Source organism: Streptomyces sp. NPDC003284 (genome assembly GCF_053589675.1).
Map to the genome: position 1 here is coordinate 170,786 of NZ_JBSFSI010000005.1, position 22,982 is coordinate 193,767.

Here is a 22,982-nt window from a genome sequence, read left to right on the forward strand (position 1 = left end):
GACCGGCCTCGACCAGATTCACACGGGCGGTGACCCTGTGCATGTCGATCAGTGACGTTCGGTAGTCGACACCGTCCGGTGCTGTTCGTCGGCAGCGCCGCCCGCTCCGACGAGCCCGGTGCGCATGCCCGTCAGCCGGTCCGCGAACCGCCGCATCTCCCGCTGCCCCACCGTCCCGATGACGCCCGGCAGATACCCGCGCATCCCCTGCATCCCGCGCAGCCACCACTGCCCGTAGACATGACTGGAGCGCCGCTCGACACCGTCCACGATCCGGTCCACGGCCGGGCCCAGCGGATACGTCTTGTTGGCCGGCCACGGCAGCCGCTGCCTCAACTCCCGCATGACGTCGTCCTGATCGGCCCCGCGCACCATGTCCGTGTCGGTCCACGACAGATACGCCACGCCCACCCGCACGCCCCGGTGGCCGACTTCGGCGCGCAGGCTGTGCGCGTACGCCTCCACACCGGACTTGGAGGCGCAGTACGCCGTCATCATCGGCGCCGGGGTCATCGCGGCGAGCGAGGCGACCTGGAGGAGGTAGCCCCGGCTCTCGGTCAGCGCGGGCAGGAACGCCCGGCCGGTGACCGCCGAGCCGATGAGGTTGACCTCGATCACCCGCCGCCAGGACTCGGGGTCGGAGTCGGCGAACGGACCGCCGGTCGCCACACCGGCGTTGGCGACGACGATGTCCACCCGGCCGAACCGCTCCTTCACCTCGGCCGCCACCCGGGCCATCGCCTCGTGGTCGGTGACGTCGGCGTGCCAGTGGCCGCTCTCGCCGTGCAGCCGCTCGGCGACCTGCTTGAGCGCGTCCGGCTCCAGGCCCACCAGCGCCACCCGCGCGCCGCGCGCGGAGAGTTTGCGGGCGAGCAGCTCGCCGACGCCCCGCGCGGCGCCCGTGACGACCGCCACCTGTCCCTCCAGCGGGAACCTGCTCATGCGCCCTCTCCGATCCGTGCGGTGTCGTTGTCGTTTCCGGTGCCGCGTGCGCGTATGTGCCCGGCGACGAGGTCCCGTATCTTCCCGGTGACCTGGTCCGGGGCCTCCATGGGGGTCATGTGGCCGCGCGCGGGCAGTTCGGTCAGGCCCACGCACTGCGGCAGCGCCGCCGCCAGCGACCGGGCGTGCACCGGCGGCGTGAGCCGGTCGGCGGTGCCCACGAGCACCGCGGCGGGCACCCGCACCTGCCGTGCGCCCGCGTCGAGCTGGAGCGAGTCCAGCACCCGGGACCAGGCGTGGCGCACCCGGCGCGGGCAGGCGTGCACGATCCGGGCGCACGCCTCGACCGCGTGCGGTGCCGAACGCGGGCCCATCGTGGCGTACTTGAGGATCCGCAGGGCGAGCGGTGTGACCGGTCCGAGCGGGGCCCGGGAGCCGAGGATCCGCCGGGTCAGCCCGGTGCGCAGGCGGCCGGCCCGCAGCAGCGGCACGACGGTGGCCTCCTCGACCAGCCGCGAACTGCCCGTGCTGCACAGCAGGACGGCTGCCGCGTGCTCCCGGAAGCCGGGCCGCCCGGCCGCGGCCAGCACCGTCATCCCGCCCATGGAGTGGCCCGCGACCACCGCCCGCTCGCCCGGGGCGAGGGTCGCGGCGAGCACGGCCTCCAGGTCGTCGGCGAGCGCCTCGGTGCTGCACACCTCGTGCGCGGGGCTGCGGCCGTGGCCGCGCTGGTCGTAGGCGATCACCCGGTGGTCGGCGGCGAGTTCGCGGATCTGCGCGGCCCAGAAGGCGGTGGAACAGGTCCAGCCGTGCGCGAGGACGACCGCGGGCGCCCCTTCGGGCCCGTGCACCTCCACGTGCAGCCGGGCGCCGCCGCTGGAGGCGACGGTGAGTTCGCGGGCGGGCACGGGCGGGGCGTACGGGCCGTCCGTGACGCGGGTCGGCCGGCTCATGCCTGCACCTCTGCGGGCCGGGACGCGGCGGGCGCGGGGGCCCCGGTCGCGCCGGTCCCGGGGGTCCTGGACGCCTTGGGGGCCCGGACGACCTCGTACTCGGCGAGGTCCACGCGCCGGGTGGCGCGGCGGAACTCGGTGGTGGTGCCGGGCCAGACGGTGGTGTTGCGGCCGGCCGCGTCCAGATACCAGCTGGTGCAGCCGCCGGTGTTCCACACGGTGCGCTTCATACGCTCCTGCACCTTGCGGTTCCAGTCGTCCACCGCGCTCTGCCGGGCGTCGAGGGCGGTCCCGGCGCCGAGGACGTCCAACTGGCGCAGATAGTCGGCCATGTAGTTCAGCTGGGACTCGATCATGAGGATCATCGAGGAGTTGCCGAGGCCGGTGTTGGGGCCGATGACCGTCATGCAGTTCGGGAACCCGGCCGCGGTGGCGCCGCGCAGCGCGGCCATGCCGTTCTTCCAGGTCTCCGCCAGCGTGCGGCCGTCCGCGCCGACGACCCGCTCGGCGATCGGCATGTCCGTGACGTGGAAGCCGGTGCCGAAGATGATCGCGTCGACCTCGGTCTCGGTGCCGTCGGCGGCGACCACGGTCGAGCCGCGGATCTCGCTGAGCCCGCTGGCCACCACGTCCACGTTGTCCCGGGCGAGCGCCGGGTAGTAGGCGCTGGAGAGCAGGATCCGCTTGCAGCCGATGCGGTAGTCGGGGGTGAGCTTGGCGCGCAGCGCCGGGTCCTTGACGGCGCGGGCCATGTTGCGCTTGGCGATCTTCTCGACGAAGCCGAGTTCGTCGGGCCGCTTGGTGAACGCCTGCACCTGGAGTTCGCGGATGCCCCACAGCAGTCCGCGGCGCAGCTGGGTGGTGGCGGGCACCGCGCGGTGCAGGGAGCGCTCCAGGCCGCTGATGGCGCGGTCGACGCGGGGCATCACCCACGGCGGGGTGCGCTGGAAGAGCGTGAGACGGGCGACCTGGGGCTGGATGGACGGCACGATCTGGATGGCGGAGGCGCCGGTGCCGACCATGGCGACCCGCTTGCCCGCGAGGTCGTAGTCGTGGTCCCAGCGGGCGGAGTGGAAGACCTTGCCGGGGAAGGTGTCCAGGCCCTTGACGGCCGGGATCTTCGGGTCGGACAGCGGTCCGGTCGCGGAGACCACGACGTCCGCGCTGAGGTTGCCGCCGCTGGTCTCGATCTCCCAGCACAGCCGCTCGGCGTTCCAGGCCGCCTTCTTCACCTCGGAGCCGAAGCGCAGGTGCGGACGGAGCCCGAAGGTGTCGGCGACCTGCTCCAGATAGGAGCGGATGTGCTGCTGGCCGGAGAAGGTGCGCGGCCACTCCGGGTTGGGCGCGAAGGAGAAGGAGTAGAGGTGGGAGGGCACGTCGCAGGCGCACCCGGGATAGCTGTTGTCCCGCCAGGTGCCGCCGACGCTGTCCGCGCGCTCCAGCACGACGAAGTCGGTGATCCCCTCCCGGCGCAGGCGTACCGCGGCGCCCAGTCCGCCGAACCCGGACCCGATCACCGCCACCCGTACGTGCTCGTCCTCGTGCTCGGCCATTGAGCGCCCCTCCATGCCTCGCGTGACCCGCGTACGTGCCGCGGGCCCAGCCTCCAGCGACTCTGCCAGTGAACACTGGCGCAATGGGGAGCGTAGAGGAGCGGCGTACCGATCGGTAGGGGTCGGGGCCGGGAAAGTTACCGGCGGTACAACATAGGCTGCCGGTGTGGCTGAGGACGCTGGACGACCGGACGGGCAGGGCGGCGGCCCGCGCGAGTACCGCATGGAGGAGCTGGCGCGGCTGGCCGGCATCACCGTGCGCACCCTGCGCTTCTACCGCGAACGCAAACTGATACCCCCGCCCCGCCGCGAGGGCCGTATCGCCTGGTACGACGACCATCACCTGGCCCGGCTGCGCACCATCACGGCCCTGCTGGAACGCGGCCACACGCTCAGCGGCATCGCCGAGCTGGCCGAGGCGTTCGACCACGGCCGCGACGTCGGCGACCTGCTCGGCGTGGGCGAGCCCACCGAGGAGACCCCGGTCCGCCTCACCCCCGAGGAGCTCGCCGACCACTTCGCGGGCGAGGTCACCGCGGAGAACCTGGCCGCCGCCATGGACCTCGGCTACCTCGGCACCGACGGCGACGAGATCGTCCACGTCAGCCGCCGGCTGCTCGACGTCTCCGCCGCCCTGGTCCGCGAGGGCATCCCGCTGGCCGCGGTCCTGGCCGCCGGCCACCGCGTCCGCGCCCACGCCGAGGCCCTCGCCGACCTCTTCACCGACCTCATCACCCACCACGGCCTCGAGCAGAACCTCCACCGCCTGCGCCCCCTGGCGAAGAGCGTGGTGGACGCGGAACTGTCGATGGCCCTGGACCGGCGGCTGAACAAGGGGGCGTGAGGGCGCCGGGACCCCTCCGGGTCGCGGAGGGCGCGGTCGGCAGGGCCCTACAGGTCGTAGACGACCGTCACGGGCGCGTGGTCCGACCAGCGCTCGGCGTGGGTGGCGGCGCGCTCCACGAACCCCTTGACCGCCCGGCCGGCGAGCTTCGGGGTGGCCAGGTGGTAGTCGATGCGCCAGCCCGCGTCGTTGTCGAAGGCCCGCCCCCGGTACGACCACCAGCTGTACGGCCCCGCCACGTCCGGGTGCAGGGCGCGCACGACGTCTACATAGCCGCCGTCCGCCGGGTCCAGGACCCGGCTCAGCCACTCCCGCTCCTCGGGCAGGAAGCCGGAGTTCTTCTGGTTGGCGCGCCAGTTCTTCAGGTCGGCCTGCTGGTGGGCGATGTTCCAGTCGCCGCAGACCAGGACCTCGCGTCCGTCGGCGGCGGCCCGCTCGCGCAGCTCCTTGAGGTGGGCGAGGAACTCACCCATGAACCGGAACTTCTCGTCCTGCCGCTCGGTGCCGACCTCGCCGGAGGGCAGGTAGAGGGAGGCGACCGTCACACCCGGCAGGTCGGCCTCGACGTAGCGCCCGCTGCCGTCGAACTCCGCGGAGCCGAAGCCGACACGGACGGCGTCCGGCTCGCGGCGGGTGTAGAGGGAGACGCCCGCGCGGCCCTTGGCGGCGGCGGGGGCGTGCACGGCGTGCCAGCCGTCGGGCGTGCGCACCTGCTCGGGCAGCTGCTGCGGCTCGGCGCGCACCTCCTGGAGGCAGAGCACGTCGGCGCCGGTCAGCGCGAGCCACTCCACGAAGCCCTTCTTCGCGGCGGCACGCAGTCCATTGACGTTGGCGGAGGTCACAGTGAGCACTCGGGCACTTTACCGGCACACTGGACGGGGTCCCGTAAGAGACCCGAGGCACCCTCTCCCGTTACCCACTGCATCGATATACGGTATCCAACATGTTCATTCGTCCTGTCGCCTTCGACCACCCCGACGCCCTCAAGCTGAACGACGAGGTCCAGGCCGAGTACCACGTGCGCTACGGCGACGGCGGCGACGCCACCCACCTGGACCCGGCCGACTTCCGTCCGCCGCACGGCGTCTACCTGATCGCTTACGACGAGGACGGCACCCCCGTCGCCACCGGCGGCTGGCGCAGCCAGGACAAGAACGCCGAGGGCAACGAGGACGGCGACGCCGAGCTGAAGCGCATGTTCGTGATCGAGTCCATGCGCGGCCGGGGCCTGGCCCGCCGCATCCTCGCCGCACTGGAGGAGGACGCCCGCGCGGCCGGCCGCGCCCGCATGGTCCTGGAGACCGGCGACCAGCAGCCCGAGGCCATCGCCCTGTACGCCTCCAGCGGCTACGAGCCCTGCGCCAAGTTCGGCTACTACCGGGAGTACGAGTCGAGCCTCTGCTACGCCAAGCCGCTGCGGTGACGGCGGGCGGTCGGGCGGGCGGCCGGAACGGCACCCCGCCCTGTCAGTGGCGCCGTAGATGATCTGCCCCATGACACATGGTTCCCGAGACGCCCCGCGCCGCGGCGCGGGGGCCGCGGCGCCTCCCGCCTGGGGAGTCCAGTACACGCTGAGCCTGCCGGACGAGGACGCCGCCCGCGCCGCCGCGGCTGAGCTGTCCGGGACCGGGCACCGTCTGACGGCGGTGCGCGTCCATGATCACTTCAGGTTCGATCCGTCGAGCTTCTGGCACGGCAGGCCGTCGATGGACCCCGGCCTGGAGGGGTGGTGGCAGGTCTTCTCGCTGGCCGTCCACAGCGGGTACGAGCGCCTGGCGCTCGAACCGTTCCTCCGGAGCGAGCGGATCCGGGTGGCCCAGGTCGCCCGTGCCCACGACGGATTCCAGCAGGGGTACAGCGAGGGGCATGCCACGACTCTCGAAAGGGGCTTCGTACGGGACGGCCTGGTCCATGAGCGGACCGGTGCCGATGTCGCCCTTCCGGGTCCGCTGCCCGAGGACCCCGCGCGTCCCTGGGCCGGACCGCCGTGGAAGAACAGCGGAACCGGTGAGCCCGCGACGCTGGTCCGGGCCGCGGTGGCGGTCGCCGAACGCATGTACGGCAGCGCGGAGGGCGCGCCCGACGCCGTGGGGTGGCTGCTCGACGAGGAGTTCGCGTTCGGCGATCCCTATGAGACGGCGGACGAGTTCCTCGGCGAACTCGCGGACGCCGTGGCGCACCAAGGCACCTGCACCATCGCCACGGTCGAGGCGGTCCCGTTCCTCATGGAACTGGTCCGCGACGACGGCGTAGCGCCCGGCAGCCGGTTGATTCTGCTCGGCGACCTGCTGCGGCTCGCCGCTTCGGGGCCGGCAACCGCGGTCTCCCTGGCCGACCGCTTCACCGCACTCGGGGACACCCCTCAGGAGTCTGCGGCTGAGCACCTGACCCGGCGGGCCATCGGCAGCGATCTGCCGGGGCTGCTGTCCCGCTGGGATGCCGGACCCGATGCCGTCCGCTTCGCTCTCACCGCTCTCGCGGCGCTCTGCGGCACTCGTGACCAGCGCGTACTCTCAGGTCTCGCCGTTCTTCCGGCGCCGCCGGGCAGCTCCCGCGCGGATGTCGTGTCGTTGATGGCGGCCCTGCTCGGCGACGACAGAGAAGGACTGGCACCCGCACTGGACCGCCTGAGCTCCTGGCTCCCCTCCGTCGTGGAGAAGGGGGCCAGCCCGAACGTGGATCTCCGGAACCTGGGACTGGCCGTCCTCCCGGACCTCGTCCTCGACGACCTGACGCATGCGTCTGACCAGGCGGGACGGAGCTGTTGAGGACCGCTTCCCAGCTGACCGGAGATCCTTCCCGCACTTGGACGCACCGCGGGAGATGTCAGTGGCGGGCAGTTGAATGAGGCCATGACTGTCCACACGCTGGTGGCCCTGCTGCCCGATCCCGATGTTCTGCGTGTCCGCTGTCGGGCACTGGCACTGCTCGATGCCATCCTCGACGCGAGCGCTCCCACCCACTCGTTCGTCTCCGACTGGCGCGAAGACGTCGATCTGGCCTTCATGGACAACGGTTCTGGTGACCAGTACGCCGTCGTGTTCGATCCGGCCGGGGTGTTCCTCTACGGGTTCGATCACGAGAGTGATGCCACACCATGGCGAGAGTGGCCCCGCGCGCATTGGCCTGGCCTCCTCGACGGTCTGCCCTCGTCGCTCGCGCACTATCCGGCGGCACCGGAGTTCCAGTTCGACGGGTTCTTCGACGCGACGGTGTGCGTGTGGCGCGAGAAGGATGGTGAGGCGTGGCAGTGCGGTCCGGTCACGTACGACGACGAGTCGGACGGGAGCGACTGGCTGTTCGGCCTTCTCACCGACGGCAGCGCGGACGCCTACGTCAGCTTCGCCGAGGACTGTTTCGAGCGGACCGTCGACCGTGACGCCGTGACGGCAGTCCTGGCTCGGGCGCCGCTGACCCGTCGGACGGTGACCTCGTTGTCCTCCACGGCCGACTTCGCGACAGTGGCCGCGCAGGCTCGCGCGCTGGGCTATGCCGTCCAGGACCGGTCCGCGCTCTGACCCCGTGGAGAGGGCTCCCTGTCCTACGCGCCACGGTCGGCGTCCGGCCGTTCGCCGTTGTTCCACAGGACGGTCATGGCGCCGACGGACCCGAACCGGATCCGCGGGTCGCTGCTCTGGACCAGGCAGATCAGACGGCGGCGAAGTTCGGCCGCCTGGCGGGCGCGGGCGGCGATGATGTCCAGGACGACCTGTGCCGCCCTGGGGCAGGTCGTCGCGAACCGGTCGTAGCGGGAGAGGACGAGGACCAGTCCGGCGCCCTCGGGAGCATCGTCGTAGCCGCCGTAGCAGGCCACGTCGCCGAGGCAGTCGTTGAACGCGTCCAGGTTGTGCCCGTAGTAGCCGGGGAAGTCCAGGGCCGTGGCCATGGCACGGTGCATGTCCCGCTCCGTGTTCCACTGGCCGGCGTCCAGGCGGATCACGCGGAAGCCGCGGCTTTCGAGACGCTCGGTCGCCTGGGGGAGGAGACGGAAGGGCTCCTCGACGGAAATTGAGCCGTGCACGCCAACGGTTCCCTGCTGGTCGATCAGCATCGCCGCGGCCGACCCGCCATCCCGGATCCGGAGATCTGCACGACCACCTGGGGCCTTCACACTACGAGCGGGGATCACACGCGCCCACCGACGGCGCCAGAACGCCAGACGCACCGGAACCACCCCCGAAACCCAGGCCCACGACCGCCGGACACCCACCCCCGGCATCGGCCTCGTTCGGACGCACTCCGAACCAATACCGGAAACGCCGAAATCCCGTCCGATCGATCAGATCGGACGGGATCTCGTGATGCGTGGACCTGAGGGGATTTGAACCCCTGGCCCCCTCGATGCGAACGAGGTGCGCTACCGGACTGCGCCACAGGCCCTTGCAACGAGTGAAACTCTAGCATCCTCATCCGGCTGGTTGGAAATCCGTTCCCGGCCTGGTCAGCGGGCGGGGTGCCGGGGGGCTTCTGAGGCGGTGTCACCGGGGCCGGGCGGCTACTCGTTGGCCGCGCGCGGCCGGTCGCCGTCCTCGTACTGGTCGAAGAGCGGGGTGCGCCCGCGCTCGCGGGAGCGGCGGGCCGAGGCGGCGCGGCGGGCGTCGCTGCGGCCGTCGGCGGCCGGGCGGTCCTCCGCGGCGTCCGGGGCGGGCGCCTGCGGCTCCTCGGCGGCGGGGGCCGCCTCCTGCTCGGGCAGGACCGCGGAGGAGCGCGCCGAGCTCCAGGTGTCCGGGGCGCCGAGGTCGACGTCCGAGGTGGCGCGCGGGGCGACCGGCGCGGTCACGTACGTCGGCAGCGGCACGGGCACCGGCTCCCAGCTCTCGCCCCGGCCGGGGCGCCGCCTGCGCTCGCGCTGCTGCTGGTCGAGCCACTCGGCGTGGTCGGTCTGCTCGACCAGGGCGCGCCGGTCGGCGGCGAGCGCGGAGAGGCCGGGATCGGTCTCCGGTTCGGGGCCCGCGTCGGGTTCCTCCGTGTCCGCCTCCGTGTCCGGGCCCAGGGCGGCGCGGCGGCGCGGCTGGCGCCGGTTCTCCCGCAGCCGCTGCGCGGCGGCCTCGGCGCGGCGGCGGTCCATCTGGTAGGCGAAGCGGTTGCGTTCCTGGGTGCGCAGATAGGCGATGTACGCGCTGAGCAGCACGGCGGGCGCGGCCGGTGCCCACAGGAAGGCGAGCCCGCCGACCGCGGCGACGACGGCGCCCACGGTGAAGGCGAGGAAGAGGACGACGGTGGTGCGGCGGCGGCGCGCGAGCACCCGCGTACGCCGGGCGCGGGCCGCGGCGGCTTCCGCGCCTGGGGCGCGCCGGGCCGCCGGGATCCGGGTGCGGGCGGGCACGTCGTCGGTGCCGGTCGGCTGCGGCACCGGAGCGGAGTCCGGCGCGCTCGCGGGCGCGGGCACCTCCGCGCGCTCGCGCGGCGGCTGCGGCCGGTTCCGGGCCGCGTGCCGCTCCCGTACCGGCTCGCGCGGCTGGTCGCGTTCCGCTGCGCGCTGCTGGTCCCGTTCCGGTGTGCGGCCCGGGGGCACGGCGAAGGCCCGGACGTCCACCGGGTCGGTGACGGCGTCCGGATCGGCGGCGCTGGACTCCCCCTCCTCGGTGGAGCGCGCCCTGAGGTCCCTGGCGTAACGGCGCTCCATGCCCGCCCGTCCGGACAGCAGCCGGATGGCGGTGCTGAAGCGTTCCGTCGGACGGGCCTCGTTCAGCTCGTCCTGCCTACGGAGCCACATCGGCACCAAGTAGGCGGCCCAGGCCCCGACAATGACTGCGTAGATGAGGCCGCTGCTGCTCACGTCTCACACCGTAGAGGGGTTTGCATCTGGCCATCGGCCAATTGAGCCGGTGTGTCGCACGATCTGGCTGATATTTCGAACTTTTTTTGCGACCGATGCGATCAGCAGACCGTCAAAGTGGGGAAATTCCCCGCACGAGTGTGATCGCACACCGGCCGAATTCGAACACTTATTCAATTTTCGGGGCTCGTGCCGCCACCGGGCGTGTTGCCCGAGGCGCGCGCGGCGCGGGTGCGGCGCCAGCGGCTCAGCAGTCCGTCCGGCACCTCCTCGGCGGTCAGCGCGAAGACCAGGTGGTCCCGCCAGGCCCCGTCGATGTGGAGATATCGGGGCCGCAGCCCCTCCTCGCGGAATCCGAGTTTCTCCACGACCCGGCGGCTCGGGCCGTTCTCCGGGCGAATGCAGACCTCCAGGCGGTGCAGCCCGACCGCGCGGAAACAGTGGTCCACGACCAGCGCCACGGCCGTGGGCATGACCCCGCGGCCCGCCACCGCCTCGTCCACCCAGTAGCCGACGTGCCCCGAGCACATCGAGCCCCAGGTGATCCCGGCCACCGTCAACTGCCCGACCAGGCGCCCCTCGTGCTCGATGACGAACGGCAGCATCCGGCCCGCCCTGGCCTCCGCGCGCAGATGCCGCACCATCTGCCGGTAGGTCGGCCGGTGGGTGAGGGGGCCGCCGGGGGCGGGCGGCGGGATCGTCGCCTCCCAGGGCCGGAGCCAGTTCCGGTTGCGCCGGTTGACCTCGCGCCAGGCCCGCTGGTCGCGCAGCCTTATCGGCCGCAGGACGACATCGCCCTCGGCGAGCACCACGGGCCAGGCGGGGCCGTTCAGCTCGCACCCCCGTCCTCGGCGGCGGGCCGGGGATGGTCGCCGCCGCGCACCTGGTCCACCGCGTGTGTCAACAGCGGCTCCAGCACCGCCAGTCCGTCCTTCACCCCGCCGGTGGAGCCCGGCAGGTTGACGATCAGGGTCCGTCCGGCGACCCCGGCCAGCCCGCGGGACAGCGCGGCGGTCGGCACCTTCTGGCGGCCGAAGGCCCGGATCGCCTCGGCGATGCCCGGCACCTCGCGGTCGATCACCCGGCGGGTCGCCTCCGGGGTGCGGTCGGTGGGCGAGATGCCGGTGCCGCCGGTGGTGACCACGACGTCGTACCCGGCCTCGACGGCGGCGCTCAGCGCGGCCCGGACCGGGTCGCCGTCCGGGACGACGCGCGGCCCGTCGACGGTGAAGCCGAGACGGCCGAGGGCCGCGGCGATCAGGGGCCCGCCCCGGTCCTCGTAGACCCCGGCGGCGGCCCGGTTGGAGGCGGTGACCACCAGCGCCCGGTACGGCGCGGCGGGCGCACCGCCGGACGGTGTGCCGCCGGGCGGCGTGTCGAGTGTCATGCCCGGCTCCAGTCGCCCGACTTGCCGCCCGTCTTCTCCTCGACCCGGACGTCCGTGATGACCGCCCCCTTGTCCACCGCCTTGACCATGTCGACCACGGTGAGCCCGGCGACGCAGACCGCGGTGAGCGCCTCCATCTCCACGCCCGTGCGGTCCGTCGTCCTCACGGTCGCCGTGATCTCCACGGCGTCGTCCGCGACCGACAGGTCCAGTTCCACACCCGACACCGACAGCGGGTGGCACAGCGGGATGAGGTCCGGGGTGCGCTTGGCACCCATGATCCCGGCGATCCGCGCGGTGGCCAGGGCGTCGCCCTTGGGGACGCCCTCGCCGCGCAGCAGCTCGATCACGCGGGGCGCGACACGGACGCGTCCGCTGGCGCGGGCGGTGCGCGCGGTCACGTCCTTGCCGGACACGTCGACCATCCGGGCGGCGCCCGCCTCGTCGAGGTGCGTGAGGCGGCCTTCGGGTCCCTCGGGGCGAGGCGCCGCGGCGCGGGGGTCGTGCGGGGGTCGGTCCTGCGTGCTCATGCTCGTGTGGCGCTCCCGGTCCGGGCCCGGCGCGGTGCGGCGCGCGGGCCTGTTGTGCGCGACACGCTACCGCCAATCCGGGCCGGTCAGCCGAGCAGGACCACCTCGACCTCGGTGCCGGACTCGACGGACTCGGCGTCCTCGGGGACGACGATGAGGGAGTCGGCCTGCGCGAGGGCCGCGACCAGATGCGATCCGGAGCCGCCGACCGGCCGCACCTCGCCGTCCCGGTACGTCCCGCGCAGGAACTGCCTGCGGCCCCGCGGCGAGGTGAGCGCCTTGTCGCAGACCAGCTTCGCGCGCGTGGTGGGCCGGTGGACGTCCGGCAGGCCCATCAGGGTGCGGATCGCGGGGCGCACGAACAGTTCGAAGGAGACGTAGGAGGAGACCGGGTTGCCGGGCAGCGCGAGCAGCGGGATGTGGTCGGGGCCCACGGTGCCGAACCCCTGGGGCTTGCCGGGCTGCATGGCGAGCTTGCGGAACTCCACCCCGCCGCCCGGCTCGTCCTCGTCCCCGACGTGCGACAGCGCCTCCTTGACGACGTCGTACGCGCCGACGCTGACCCCGCCGGTGGTGACCAGCAGGTCGGCGCGGACGAGCTGGTCCTCGATGGTGGAGCGCAGGGTGTCGGCGTCGTCGGCGACGGCGCCCACCCGGTAGCCGATGGCGCCGGCGTCGCGGGCCGCCGCGGTCAGAGCGAAGCTGTTGGAGTCGTGGATCTGGCCGCCCGCCAGCTGCTCGCCGGGCTGGACCAGTTCGCTGCCGGTGGACAGCACCACCACGCGCGGGCGCGGGCGCACGCGTACCGTGCCGCGGCCGATCGCGGCGAGCAGTCCGAGCTGCGGCGGCCCGAGGACCGTGCCGGCCTTCAGGGCGAGGTCGCCTGCCTGGACGTCGCTGCCGCTGGCGCGCACGTGCGCGCGTGCCTCGGCGGGACGGTGGACGCGCACCTGCCCGGTGGCGCCCTCCGGGGCGAGGCTGCGGGCCCGCATCCCGCTCACCGGGCCCTCGCCGAGCCCGCCGTCGGTCCACTCCACCGGGACGACGGTCTCGGCACCGGGCGGCAGCGGGGCGCCGGTCATGATCCGGGCGGCCTGCCCCGGTCCGACCCGGACCGGGTCGGCCGCGCCCGCGGCGACGTCCCCGACGACCTCCAAGGACGCCGGGAACTCCTCGCTGGCACCGGCGACGTCGGCGACCCGCACCGCGTAGCCGTCCATGGAGCTGTTGTCGAACGGCGGCAGGGACAGGGGCACCATGACGTCCTCGACGAGGACGCACCCCTGGGCGTCGAGCAGTTGCAGCTCGATGGGTTCGAGCGGGCGGACGGTGGTGAGGACGTCCTCCAGGTGCTCGTCCACCGACCACAGGCGGTCCGGGTCTGCGGTGTGGTGCGCTGCACTGCTCAACGTCGTCACATCTCCTCGGCTACGTACCGCTGAAGCCAGGTCCGGAAGCCGGGACCCAGGTCCTCACGTTCGCACGCGAGTCTGACAATGGCACGGAGGTAGTCGCCGCGGTCGCCGGTGTCATAGCGGCGGCCCTTGAAGACGACGCCGTGCACCGGGCCGCCGGCGGTCTCGGTCTCCGCCAGGCGCTGGAGGGCGTCGGTGAGCTGGATCTCGCCGCCGCGGCCGGGCTCGGTCCTGCGCAGTATCTCGAAGATGTGCGGGTCGAGGACGTAGCGGCCGATGATGGCGTAGTTCGAGGGGGCGTCGGCCGGTTCCGGCTTCTCGACCAGGCCGGTGACCCGGACGACGTCGCTGTCCGCGGTGGCCTCCACGGCCGCGCAGCCGTAGAGGTGGATCTGCTCGGGCTCGACCTCCATGAGGGCGACGACGCTGCCGCCGTGGCGCCCCTGCACCTCGATCATCTGCTGGAGCAGCGGGTCGCGCGGGTCGATCAGGTCGTCACCGAGCAGGACGGCGAACGGCTCCTCCCCCACGTGCGGGGCGGCGCAGAGCACCGCGTGCCCCAGTCCCTTCGGGTCGCCCTGGCGGACGTAGTGGATCATCGCCAGGTCGCTGGACTCCCGCACCTTGGCGAGCCGTTCGGCGTCGGCCTTCTTCTCCAGGGCCGATTCCAGCTCGTAGTTGCGGTCGAAGTGGTCCTCCAGCGGGCGCTTGTTGCGGCCCGTCACCATGAGGACGTCGTCGAGACCGGCGGAGACGGCCTCCTCGACCACGTACTGGATCGCGGGCTTGTCCACGACCGGCAGCATCTCCTTGGGAGTGGCCTTGGTGGCCGGCAGGAACCGGGTGCCGAGACCTGCTGCGGGAATGACAGCCTTGCTGATCCTGGGGTGCGCGTGACTCATGGCGGAAACCTTAGCCGCTGCGTTTGCGGGGGCTCCGCGCCTCCGGTTCATTGGCTCACATATGAGCGCATTTACTCTTCGAGCACTCGGCGAACACTCATCGAGCACTCATCGGTCACTCATCGACGAAGGGCACGGAAGCGACCTTGAGCCACATCGGACGGACCGCGGCACCCGGCAAACGGGCCCTGCGGCAGGAACTCCTCGCGGCGCGCGACCGGCTGACCGCGGACGACGTGCGCGAGGCGGGCGAGGCACTGGCCCGGCGCGCGCTGGAGCTGCCCGAGCTGGCCGGGGCGCGCACGGTGGCCGCGTACGTCTCCGTGGGCACCGAGCCGGGCACCCTGGCGCTGCTCGACGCGCTGCGCGCGCGGGGGGTGCGCGTGCTGCTGCCCGCGCTGCTGCCGGACAACGACCTGGACTGGGGCGCGTACGCCGGAGAGGGGTCCCTCGCGCGCGTGCGCCACGGCGGCCGGATGGCGCTGTTCGAACCGGCCGGGCAGCGGCTCGGCCCGGACGCCGTGGCCGCGGCCGACGTGGTCCTGCTGCCCGGTCTGGCGGCCGACGGGCGCGGGATGCGGCTGGGCCGCGGCGGCGGCTCCTACGACCGGGTCCTCGCCCGGCTGGAGCGGGCGCAGGCGCGGCCCGCGCTCGTGGTGCTGCTCTACGACCGCGAGGTCGTCGGACACGTCCCGGCCGAGCCGCACGACCGGCCGGTGCAGGCGGTGGTGACCCCCTCGGGGGTCCGGCGCCTCGCCTGAGCGCCGAGGCGGGTCCCTGCCCCTGGTACGGCGAAGGCCCTCCACGCGCGCGTGGAGGGCCTTCGCGGTGGCCGGGGTGCCCCGGTCAGCGGCTCACGGCTTGAGCACCAGGGTGTCGCTCGTGCTCTTGTCGACCGCGCCGGCCGAGTACGACCAGGGCAGCAGCTCGCCCTTGGCCCACTTGTCCGTCTGGTCGGTGTAGTGGGCGCTGAAGGCGTGCCCGGAGGCACCGGTGAGGTTGATCCACTTGGACTTGTCGAGGTCGGCGAGGTTGACCACCATCCGCATGGACGGCACCCACACGACGCCGTAGCCGCCCGCGGCGTTCCACCCGGAGGCGTTGACCGCGGCCTCACCGCCGCTGAGCTTCCAGGGACCCCGGTTGAGGATGTACTTCAGGAAGCCGGGCCCCTCGGTGCCCAGGGTCTGGTTCTTCAGGAACAGGCGGTGCAGGCGGCCCCAGTTCCAGGTGTCGATGTCCTTGCCGAGCTTGGAGGTCAGCTCCCAGCGGGCGTCGATCAGGGCGCGCGCGAAGAGCTGGTCGCGGTTCTCGGCCTTGGGGCGGGTACCGGAGGCCGGCACCTTCCACCAGTCGCTGTCCGGCTGCTTCACCAGGTTGCGCACCACCTCGAACCAGCGGTCGCCGCCGTCCGGCTGCGCCTGGTCGGCCGAGCGCTCGCCGCACTCGCGCACCTTGGTGGTCTCGTCCACCGGCCCGGTGTTGCCGGTCGGCTCCACCCACAGGCACTGGCCCTCGACCCGCAGCTCCTTGGGCAGCTTGTTGCCGAAGGCGAGCTTGAGGATGTTGCGCCACACCGCGTTGAAGTACGCCGCCGCCGCCGAGTCGGCGTCCTGGGTGTAGTCCCAGCCCTCCAGCAGCTTCTGCGCCTGCCGGACGTCCTTGTCGCCGATGTCGATCTTCAGCAGCATCGGCACCAGCAGCTTGGCGATCTCGCTGCTGTTGTCCATCTGCATCTGGCGCATGTCGTCGGTGGAGATCTTGCCGCCGCCGTCGATCTTCGACTGGATCAGATCGGCGATCCGCTGGCTGCGGGTGCCGTAGCCCCAGTCCGTGGTGAGCCGGTACGGGTATGCGGCCGGGTCCACCACGGCCTGGTTGGCGGTGACGATGTAGCCGCGCTTCGGGTTGTACTCGTAGGGCAGCTGGCCCTGCTTGAGGTAGCCCTTCCAGTCGTACTTCGAGTCCCAGCCCGGCGCCGGGACCGAGCCGTCGTCGCTCTTGGCGCGCTTGGGGATGCGGCCGGGCAGGGTGTAGCCGATGTTGCCGCGGGTGTCGGCGTAGACCAGGTTCTGCGAGGGCACGTCGAACTTCGCCGCGGCCGCGCGGAAGCCGCTCCAGTCCTTGGCCTGGTCGATGGCGAAGACGGCGTCCATGGTGGTGCCCGCCTGGAGCGCGGTCCACTTCAGGGCGATCGCGTAGCCGTCGCCGCGGTCCGGGGCCGCGGTGTCGACCTGGGCCTTCTTGCCGACCTGGACCAGTTCGTCGTCGCGGTCGGACAGCAGCGGCCCGTTCTCCGTCTCACGGACGACGATCTTCTTGGACGTCCCGCCCGCGACCTTGATGGTCTCCTGCCGGGTCCGGAAGGGCACCGTCTTGTCGTCGCGCAGGTAGCCGTCGCCGCTGAGCTTCTCCAGGTACAGGTCGGTGACGTCGACGCCGGAGTTGGTCATGCCCCAGGCGATGTCCTGGTTGTGGCCGATGACCACACCGGGCATGCCCGCGAAGGTGTAGCCGGTGACGTCGTAGGGGCACTTGCCGGACACAGCACGGCAGTGCAGACCCATCTGGTACCAGACGGACGGCAGCGAGGCGCCCAGGTGCGGGTCGTTGGCGAGCAGCGGCTTGCCGGTGATGGTGTGCTTCCCGGCGACCACCCAGGAGTTGGAGCCGATGCCGTCGCCGTTCACCCCGACCGCGGCGGGCAGGTTCTGCATCACGCTGCGCAGGCCCGAGAGCTGGCTCTGCACGCCCGAGCCGTCCGAGTCCGAGGTGCCCGTGTCGGTGCCTGTGCCGGTGTCGGTGGTGCCCGAGGCGGGCACTCCGGAGCCGCTGTCCGGCAGGCCCGTGCCGTCGGAGCCGGGGTCGGCGCCGGAACCGCCGGGCGAGCCGGTACCGCCCGCCCCGCCGTCGAACGCGCCCTCGGACTCGTCGTACCGGCCCTGGGTGATGATCGGCTTGTTCCGGCTGTACGGGTAGTCCGGGTACAGGTCCTTGATCTGCTTGGGGCCGAGGCGGCTGGTCATCAGGGCGCGGTCGATCTCGTCCTGCATGTTGCCGCGCAGGTCCCAGGCCATCGCCTTCAGCCAGGCGACCGAGTCGACGGGCGTCCACAGGGCGGGCTTGTAGTCGTTGGTGAAGCCCAGCGCCGCGTACTCCAGGGAGATGTCAGCGCCGTCGCGGCCCTTGAGGTAGGCGTTGACCCCCTGGGAGTACGCCTGGAGGTACTTCTTGGTGGCGGGCGACAGCTTCTTGTCGTACTCCTGCTGCGCGACCCGGTCCCAGCCCAGCGTGCGCAGGAACTCGTCGTTGTCGACCTGTCCCTTGCCGAACATCTCCGACAGCCGGCCGGAGGTCATGTGCCGGCGCACGTCCATCTCGTAGAACCGGTCCTGCGCCTGGACGAAGCCCTGCGCCATGAACAGGTCCTCCGGGGAGGAGGCGTAGATCTGCGGGATGCCGTAGCCGTCCCGCTTCACGTCCACGGGCCCGGACAGGCCCTGGAGCGTGGTCGAGCCCTTGGTCTGCGGGAAGGAGGCGCGGACGGTGCTGACGGACCAGTAGGCCCCGTAGGCGATGCCTCCGATGATGGCCAGCACCAGGACAAGCACGATCAGTCGGGCTTTTCGCCCCTTCTTCCTGCCGGACTTGCCGGGCTTGTCACCCGTTGTGGCGGTGGTGTTGGGGGGCATCGCTGTCCTTGCTGTCCTAACGCGAGCGGCAGGCGGTACTGGAGTGCTGGAGCAACCATAGGCGCAGGGCCCGGTGCCCCTTGACGCGGAGTCGCATCCCGGCGGGCACGAGCGTTCGATCACCGTCGTGAAGGCGTCAAGAACGCGTCAAGAGTTAGGTAAGGTAACGAAGTAACTGGTGCAGCCGGAGAACGGCGAAGCCGGAGAATGCCGAGAACTCGGGGAAGGAACCGCCACTGACTGTCCACCACCTCAACCAGCTCCTGCTCGCCTGCTCCCTCGTCCTGCTCGTCGCGGTCGCGGCGGTGCGGATCTCCTCCCGCAGCGGGCTCCCCAGCCTGCTCGTGTACCTGGGGATCGGCATCGTCATGGGTGCGGACGGTCTCGGCCACATCCACTTCAGCAACGCCGAGATGACCCAGGTCATCGGCTACGCGGCCCTCGTGGTGATCCTCGCCGAGGGCGGGCTCGGTACGAAGTGGAAGGAGATCCGGCCGGTTCTGCCGTCCGCCTCCGTACTGGCGCTGCTCGGGGTCGCGGTCAGTGTCGGCGTCACGGCGGCCGGCGCCCACTACCTGACCGGCCTGGAATGGCGCCAGGCCCTCATCGTCGGCGCGGTGGTCTCCTCGACCGACGCGGCGGCCGTCTTCTCCGTGCTGCGCCGCATCCCCCTGCCCGCGCGCGTGACGGGCACGCTGGAGGCCGAGTCCGGCTTCAACGACGCCCCGGTGGTCATCCTGGTCGTCGCCTTCTCCACGGCGGGCCCGGTGGAGCACTGGTACGTGCTGCTGGGCGAGATAGCGCTGGAACTGGCCATCGGCGTGGCCATCGGACTCGCGGTGGGCTGGCTCGGCTCCTGGGGCCTCAAGCACGTCGCCCTGCCGGCCTCCGGCCTCTACCCCATCGCCGTGATGGCGATCGCGGTCACCGCCTACGCCGCCGGAGCGCTGGCCCACGGCAGCGGCTTCCTGGCCGTCTACCTGGCGTCGATGATCCTCGGCAACGCCAAGCTGCCGCACTGGCCCGCCACCCGCGGCTTCGCCGAGGGGCTCGGCTGGATCGCCCAGATCGGCATGTTCGTCCTGCTCGGCCTGCTGGTCACCCCGCACGAACTGGTCGACGACTTCGTGCCCGCCCTGCTGATCGGCCTGGTCCTGACCATGGTCGCGCGGCCGCTGAGCGTGCTGGTCAGCCTGCTGCCCTTCCGGGTGCCCTGGCCCGAACAGGCCCTGATGTCCTGGGCCGGGCTGCGCGGCGCCGTCCCCATCATCCTGGCCACCATCCCCATGGTGAACGGCGTCGACGCCAGCGGGCGCATCTTCAACATCGTCTTCGTGCTCGTCGTCGTCTACACCCTGGTGCAGGGCCCGACGCTGCCCTGGCTGGCCCGCAAGCTCCGGCTGGGCGGCGGGGAGGAGGCCGCCGACCTCGGCATCGAGTCGGCGCCCCTGGAGCGGCTGCGCGGCCATCTGCTGTCCGTCGCCATCCCGGAGGGGTCGCGGATGCACGGTGTGGAGGTGGCCGAGCTGCGGCTGCCCGCCGGATCCGCGGTCACCCTGGTCGTCCGCGACGGAAAATCGTTTGTCCCGCTGCCCACGACCGTCCTCAGGCGCGGCGACGAGCTCCTCGTCGTCGCCACCGATCCGGTCCGCGAGGCCGCGGAACGCCGCCTGCGCGCGGTCGGCCGGGGCGGCAAGCTGGCGAGCTGGCTGGGCGCCAACGGGGCGGGGGCGAGCGGGCCGGGGTGACTCCGCCTCGCGCCCGGCGCGTCCGGGGGCTGCGCCCGCGTCCGAGGGCTGCCCGTACGGGAGCTGCGCCGTACGGGGTCTGCGCCGCGCGGGGCCGGGGGTTTCGAAGGTGGGGGCGAGCCGCCCATGGTGCTCGCTTTCACAGGGGCGGGGCCCCCGCGTCCCTGTACGATGAAGGCGCACCCTGATCGAACCAACTCTGCCTGACGCAGAGCTGGCGCGACCGTATGGCGGTCGGGACGCCCCCTCATCTCTGCGGGCGCCGGCATCTACCGCAGTCCGCGCAAGAGGACAGCTCTCGGCGCGCCCGTACCCGAGGGCCCGCGCCACCAGGCGGCAGAAAGGCACGGGCCGTGGGATCCGCGGTCACCACCACCGACCCCGCGAAGACCTCGCCGGCATCCTCCCGCCCCGGATACGGGCAACTGCTGCGCACCCGCGGCGCCTGGACGTTCCTGCTCCCCGGATTCGCGGCACGCCAGCCGTTCGCGATGCTCACCATCTCCATCGTGCTGCTGGTGCAGCACACCACCGGCTCCTACGGTGCCGCGGGCGCCACCGCGGCCGTCACCGGCGTCTCCATGGCCGTGTTCGCGCCCTACAGCGGACGGCTCGCCGACCGCTACGGACAGCGCGCCGTCCTGCTGCCCGGCGTCCTGGTGCACGCCGCGGCCGGGCTCACCCTGACGGCGCTCGCGCTGGCGCACGCCCCGCTGTGGGTGCTCTTCGTCGCGGCCGTGCCGACCGGCGCCTCGGTGCCCCAGGTCGGCCCCATGGTGCGCGCCCGCTGGGGCGTCACCCTCAAGGGCTCCCCGCTGATGACCACCGCGGCGGCCTTCGAGTCGGTCACCGACGAGCTGACCTTCGTCTTCGGCCCGCTGCTCGCCACCGCCCTGTGCACGGCCGTCACCCCGGCGGCCGGTCTGCTCACGGAGTCCGCGCTGACCCTGGTCGGCGGACTGCTCTTCGCCGCGCAGAAGCGCACCCAGCCGTCCGTCTCCGGCGGCGGGCACGCGCGCGTGGAGCACGTCCCGGCCCTGCGCGTCCCCGGTGTGCGCGTACTGATCGTGACCTTCCTGGGCATCGGCTCCGTCTTCGGCGGTATGCAGGTCTCGCTGGCCGCGTTCACCGAGTCGATCGGCGAGCCCGGCCTGAACGGCGTCCTGTACGGCACGTTCGCCGCCGGCAACATGCTCTCCGGCATCGTCTGCGGCGCCATCGCCTGGAAGGTCGCCCCGCAGCGCCGCCTGGTCATCGGCTACGCCGCGCTGGCGGTGACCGCCTCCGCGCTGTGGACCGCGCACTCGGTGCTGCTGCTCGCCGCGCTCGGCCTGCTGGTCGGCATGTGCATCGCGCCCGCGCTGATCACCGGCTACACGCTGGTGGAGGGCCTGGTCCCGGCGGGCGCCCGGACCGAGGCGTTCACCTGGCTGACCGGGGCGGTCGCGCTCGGCCAGGCCGCCGCCGTCACCGTGGCCGGACAGCTGGAGGACCACCTCTGGGGCGGCGCCGGCTTCCTGGTCCCGATGGCCGGTACCGTGCTCGCGCTGCTGACCCTGCTCACCCTGCGGTCACGGCTCGCCACCCGGTCCGACAGCCGCACGGTGGCACGTGGCGTCGGTCACCGCGCACCTGTCGCAGTGGACTGATCCCGGGGAATACGTCACTATGGACCGTCGTTAGCACTCATCGAGTGAGAGTGCCAGGAGGAAGACAGTGCCCACCTATCAGTACCAGTGCACCGAGTGCGGCGAGGGCCTCGAGGCGGTGCAGAAGTTCACCGACGACGCGCTCACCGAGTGCCCCAACTGCAGTGGCCGCCTGAAGAAGGTGTTCTCCGCGGTCGGCATTGTCTTCAAGGGATCCGGCTTCTACCGCAACGACAGCCGCGGCTCCTCGTCGAGCAGCAGCCCGGCCTCGTCGTCGAAGTCTGCGGGCGGCTCCTCGACGTCGTCGTCCGATGCGGGTTCGTCCTCGTCGACGTCGTCGTCCGGATCGTCGTCGTCCGGTTCCGGCTCGTCATCCTCGGCGTCCTCGTCCACGAGCTCGGCCGGCAGCTCCGCCGCCTGACATCACGTTCACCGGGACCCCGCCGTCGCACGGCAGCGGGGTCCTCGGCCTGCCCGCGCGGCGGGTGCGCGGGCTGTGCGGGCGGCTAGGGTGCGGTGCATGGCGAACGCAGAGATCGGTGTCATCGGCGGGTCCGGCTTCTACTCGTTCCTGGACGACGTGACCGAGGTCCAGGTCGACACGCCGTACGGGTCACCCAGCGACTCCCTCTTCCTCGGGGAGGTCGCCGGCCGCCGGGTCGCCTTCCTGCCCCGGCACGGCCGCGGCCACCACCTCCCGCCGCACCGCATCAACTACCGCGCCAACCTGTGGGCGCTGCGCTCCGTGGGGGTGCGCCAGGTGCTCGGGCCGTGCGCGGTCGGCGGTCTGCGCCCGGAGTACGGGCCGGGAACCCTGCTGGTGCCGGACCAGTTCGTGGACCGGACGAAGTCCCGGGAGCAGACCTACTTCGACGGGCTGCCGCTGCCCGACGGCACGGTGCCGGGCGTGGTGCACGTCTCTCTGGCCGACCCCTACTGCCCCACCGGACGGGCCGCCGCGCTGAAGGCCGCGCACGGGCGCGACTGGGCCGCCGTGGACGGCGGCACCCTCGTCGTGGTGCAGGGGCCGCGCTTCTCCACCCGCGCCGAATCCCTGTGGCACCAGGCGCAGGGCTGGTCCGTGGTGGGCATGACCGGTCACCCCGAGGCGGCACTCGCCCGTGAGCTGGAGCTCTGCTACACCTCGCTGACCCTGGTCACCGACCTCGACGCGGGCGCGGAGAGCGGCGAGGGCGTCTCCCACGAGGAGGTGCTGCGGGTGTTCGCCGCCAATGTGGAGCGACTGCGCGGGATGCTGTTCGACGCGGTGGCCGCCCTGCCCGCCACCGCGGAGCGGAACTGCCTGTGCACGGGGGCGCTGGGCGGGATGGATCCGGGCTTCGCGCTGCCGTAGGCGGAGAGGGTCGGGGGTGCTGCTCGGGCGGGCGGCTGCTGGTCGGACGGGGTGCGGGCTGCTGCCGGGGACGACCGACCGGGCCGGGCCGGGCCGGGCTGGGCTGGGCTGGGCTGGGGGCCAGGCTGGACGGCTGGGGACGCACGGTCGGTGGAAGCTCTCCTTCGGGTGACGGGGTTGTCCACAACCCGCCAGTAGCCCACGGGCGCCGGCGGCGTCCGGCGCGAAGCCGCA

At 72.5% G+C, this 22,982-nt stretch carries 21 protein-coding genes and 1 tRNA gene; 9 read left to right on the plus strand and 13 right to left on the minus strand.

The window, feature by feature from the left end; genetic code table 11:
* Positions 1-48: 48 nt before the first annotated feature.
* From ACWDYF_RS13130 to ACWDYF_RS13140, 3 genes are read right to left on the minus strand one after another with little or no spacing between them, the layout of a single operon-like run.
* Positions 49-942, minus strand: a complete 894-nt coding sequence (locus ACWDYF_RS13130; RefSeq protein ID WP_389462956.1) for an SDR family oxidoreductase — start codon at positions 940-942, stop codon at positions 49-51.
* Positions 939-1,895, minus strand: coding sequence for an alpha/beta fold hydrolase (locus tag ACWDYF_RS13135; RefSeq protein WP_381737562.1), 957 nt, complete (start codon positions 1,893-1,895; stop codon positions 939-941). Before ACWDYF_RS13135 ends, ACWDYF_RS13130 begins: the two co-directional genes overlap by 4 nt.
* On the minus strand, positions 1,892-3,448 hold the full coding sequence (locus ACWDYF_RS13140; RefSeq protein ID WP_389462957.1) for a flavin-containing monooxygenase: 1,557 nt from the start codon (positions 3,446-3,448) through the stop codon (positions 1,892-1,894). The genes ACWDYF_RS13135 and ACWDYF_RS13140 overlap by 4 nt, the downstream gene beginning before the upstream one ends.
* A 223-nt stretch (positions 3,449-3,671) precedes the next feature.
* Between ACWDYF_RS13140 and ACWDYF_RS13145 the strand changes: the two genes are divergently transcribed.
* Complete coding sequence (locus ACWDYF_RS13145; protein WP_389463301.1) at positions 3,672-4,292, plus strand: MerR family transcriptional regulator; 621 nt, start codon at positions 3,672-3,674, stop codon at positions 4,290-4,292.
* 47 nt (positions 4,293-4,339) lie between these two features.
* Here the strand turns inward: ACWDYF_RS13145 and xth are convergent, their stop codons facing one another.
* Positions 4,340-5,143 (minus strand): exodeoxyribonuclease III, encoded by an 804-nt coding sequence (gene xth / locus ACWDYF_RS13150; protein WP_389462958.1) that lies wholly within the window; start codon positions 5,141-5,143, stop codon positions 4,340-4,342.
* Positions 5,144-5,235: 92 nt separating this feature from the next.
* On the opposite strand from xth, the gene ACWDYF_RS13155 reads away from it, so the two are divergent.
* From ACWDYF_RS13155 to ACWDYF_RS13165, 3 genes are all read left to right on the plus strand, one after another.
* On the plus strand, positions 5,236-5,715 hold the full coding sequence (locus ACWDYF_RS13155; RefSeq protein WP_389462959.1) for a GNAT family N-acetyltransferase: 480 nt from the start codon (positions 5,236-5,238) through the stop codon (positions 5,713-5,715).
* 70 nt (positions 5,716-5,785) lie between these two features.
* Positions 5,786-7,060 carry a hypothetical protein gene (locus ACWDYF_RS13160; RefSeq protein WP_389462960.1) on the plus strand — a complete coding sequence of 425 codons (1,275 nt, stop codon included), beginning with the start codon at positions 5,786-5,788 and terminating at the stop codon, positions 7,058-7,060.
* Between the two features lie 84 nt (positions 7,061-7,144).
* Entirely contained in the window at positions 7,145-7,810 is a 666-nt protein-coding gene (locus ACWDYF_RS13165) for a hypothetical protein (RefSeq protein ID WP_389462961.1), read from the plus strand.
* 23 nt (positions 7,811-7,833) lie between these two features.
* Here ACWDYF_RS13165 and ACWDYF_RS13170 read toward each other — a convergent pair whose 3' ends face one another.
* The 8 genes from ACWDYF_RS13170 to galU form a co-directional block, all read right to left on the minus strand.
* Positions 7,834-8,313 carry a barstar family protein gene (locus ACWDYF_RS13170; protein ID WP_389462962.1) on the minus strand — a complete coding sequence of 160 codons (480 nt, stop codon included), beginning with the start codon at positions 8,311-8,313 and terminating at the stop codon, positions 7,834-7,836.
* 285 nt (positions 8,314-8,598) lie between these two features.
* Positions 8,599-8,672: transfer RNA gene (locus tag ACWDYF_RS13175), tRNA-Ala, on the minus strand.
* Between the two features lie 115 nt (positions 8,673-8,787).
* Positions 8,788-10,071, minus strand: coding sequence for a gephyrin-like molybdotransferase receptor GlpR (locus tag ACWDYF_RS13180; protein WP_389462963.1), 1,284 nt, complete (start codon positions 10,069-10,071; stop codon positions 8,788-8,790).
* A 173-nt stretch (positions 10,072-10,244) separates the two neighbouring features.
* On the minus strand, positions 10,245-10,883 hold the full coding sequence (locus ACWDYF_RS13185; protein WP_389462964.1) for a GNAT family N-acetyltransferase: 639 nt from the start codon (positions 10,881-10,883) through the stop codon (positions 10,245-10,247).
* A 17-nt stretch (positions 10,884-10,900) separates the two neighbouring features.
* Positions 10,901-11,458, minus strand: coding sequence for a MogA/MoaB family molybdenum cofactor biosynthesis protein (locus tag ACWDYF_RS13190; RefSeq protein WP_389462965.1), 558 nt, complete (start codon positions 11,456-11,458; stop codon positions 10,901-10,903).
* Positions 11,455-11,988 (minus strand): cyclic pyranopterin monophosphate synthase MoaC, encoded by a 534-nt coding sequence (moaC, locus tag ACWDYF_RS13195; protein WP_381737547.1) that lies wholly within the window; start codon positions 11,986-11,988, stop codon positions 11,455-11,457. The genes ACWDYF_RS13190 and moaC overlap by 4 nt, the downstream gene beginning before the upstream one ends.
* Positions 11,989-12,074: 86 nt before the next feature.
* Positions 12,075-13,397: a molybdotransferase-like divisome protein Glp gene (gene glp / locus ACWDYF_RS13200; RefSeq protein ID WP_026252372.1), complete on the minus strand. Its 1,323-nt coding sequence runs from the start codon at positions 13,395-13,397 to the stop codon at positions 12,075-12,077.
* 5 nt (positions 13,398-13,402) lie between these two features.
* Entirely contained in the window at positions 13,403-14,305 is a 903-nt protein-coding gene (galU, locus tag ACWDYF_RS13205; RefSeq protein ID WP_381737545.1) for a UTP--glucose-1-phosphate uridylyltransferase GalU, read from the minus strand.
* A gap of 146 nt (positions 14,306-14,451) precedes the next feature.
* On the opposite strand from galU, the gene ACWDYF_RS13210 reads away from it, so the two are divergent.
* Positions 14,452-15,066 carry a 5-formyltetrahydrofolate cyclo-ligase gene (locus ACWDYF_RS13210; RefSeq protein WP_381737543.1) on the plus strand — a complete coding sequence of 205 codons (615 nt, stop codon included), beginning with the start codon at positions 14,452-14,454 and terminating at the stop codon, positions 15,064-15,066.
* Between the two features lie 93 nt (positions 15,067-15,159).
* Here ACWDYF_RS13210 and ACWDYF_RS13215 read toward each other — a convergent pair whose 3' ends face one another.
* On the minus strand, positions 15,160-17,997 hold the full coding sequence (locus tag ACWDYF_RS13215; protein WP_389462966.1) for a penicillin acylase family protein: 2,838 nt from the start codon (positions 17,995-17,997) through the stop codon (positions 15,160-15,162).
* Positions 17,998-18,233: 236 nt separating this feature from the next.
* Here ACWDYF_RS13215 and ACWDYF_RS13220 point away from each other — a divergent pair, with 236 nt between their 5' ends.
* From ACWDYF_RS13220 to ACWDYF_RS13235, 4 genes are all read left to right on the plus strand, one after another.
* Entirely contained in the window at positions 18,234-19,745 is a 1,512-nt protein-coding gene (locus tag ACWDYF_RS13220) for a potassium/proton antiporter (RefSeq protein WP_389463303.1), read from the plus strand.
* Between the two features lie 353 nt (positions 19,746-20,098).
* Positions 20,099-21,394 carry an MFS transporter gene (locus ACWDYF_RS13225; RefSeq protein ID WP_018566848.1) on the plus strand — a complete coding sequence of 432 codons (1,296 nt, stop codon included), beginning with the start codon at positions 20,099-20,101 and terminating at the stop codon, positions 21,392-21,394.
* 67 nt (positions 21,395-21,461) lie between these two features.
* Positions 21,462-21,815 (plus strand): FmdB family zinc ribbon protein, encoded by a 354-nt coding sequence (locus tag ACWDYF_RS13230; protein ID WP_381737538.1) that lies wholly within the window; start codon positions 21,462-21,464, stop codon positions 21,813-21,815.
* A gap of 99 nt (positions 21,816-21,914) precedes the next feature.
* A complete protein-coding gene (locus tag ACWDYF_RS13235; RefSeq protein ID WP_389462967.1) occupies positions 21,915-22,748 on the plus strand; it encodes an S-methyl-5'-thioadenosine phosphorylase in 834 nt (277 codons plus the stop codon).
* The last annotated feature ends 234 nt before the right edge of the window (positions 22,749-22,982 follow it).

Excerpts from the sequence above, each read along its gene's own strand:
- ACWDYF_RS13130 (WP_389462956.1), bottom strand. The coding sequence starts at position 942 with ATGAGCAGGTTCCCGCTGGAGGGACAGGTGGCGGTCGTCACGGGCGCC.
- ACWDYF_RS13135 (WP_381737562.1), bottom strand. The coding sequence starts at position 1,895 with ATGAGCCGGCCGACCCGCGTCACGGACGGCCCGTACGCCCCGCCCGTG.
- ACWDYF_RS13140 (WP_389462957.1), bottom strand. The coding sequence starts at position 3,448 with ATGGCCGAGCACGAGGACGAGCACGTACGGGTGGCGGTGATCGGGTCC.
- ACWDYF_RS13145 (WP_389463301.1), top strand. The coding sequence starts at position 3,672 with ATGGAGGAGCTGGCGCGGCTGGCCGGCATCACCGTGCGCACCCTGCGC.
- ACWDYF_RS13155 (WP_389462959.1), top strand. The coding sequence starts at position 5,236 with ATGTTCATTCGTCCTGTCGCCTTCGACCACCCCGACGCCCTCAAGCTG.
- ACWDYF_RS13160 (WP_389462960.1), top strand. The coding sequence starts at position 5,786 with ATGACACATGGTTCCCGAGACGCCCCGCGCCGCGGCGCGGGGGCCGCG.
- ACWDYF_RS13165 (WP_389462961.1), top strand. The coding sequence starts at position 7,145 with ATGACTGTCCACACGCTGGTGGCCCTGCTGCCCGATCCCGATGTTCTG.
- ACWDYF_RS13190 (WP_389462965.1), bottom strand. The coding sequence starts at position 11,458 with ATGACACTCGACACGCCGCCCGGCGGCACACCGTCCGGCGGTGCGCCC.
- moaC (WP_381737547.1), bottom strand. The coding sequence starts at position 11,988 with ATGAGCACGCAGGACCGACCCCCGCACGACCCCCGCGCCGCGGCGCCT.
- galU (WP_381737545.1), bottom strand. The coding sequence starts at position 14,305 with ATGAGTCACGCGCACCCCAGGATCAGCAAGGCTGTCATTCCCGCAGCA.
- ACWDYF_RS13215 (WP_389462966.1), bottom strand. The coding sequence starts at position 17,997 with ATGCCCCCCAACACCACCGCCACAACGGGTGACAAGCCCGGCAAGTCC.
- ACWDYF_RS13235 (WP_389462967.1), top strand. The coding sequence starts at position 21,915 with ATGGCGAACGCAGAGATCGGTGTCATCGGCGGGTCCGGCTTCTACTCG.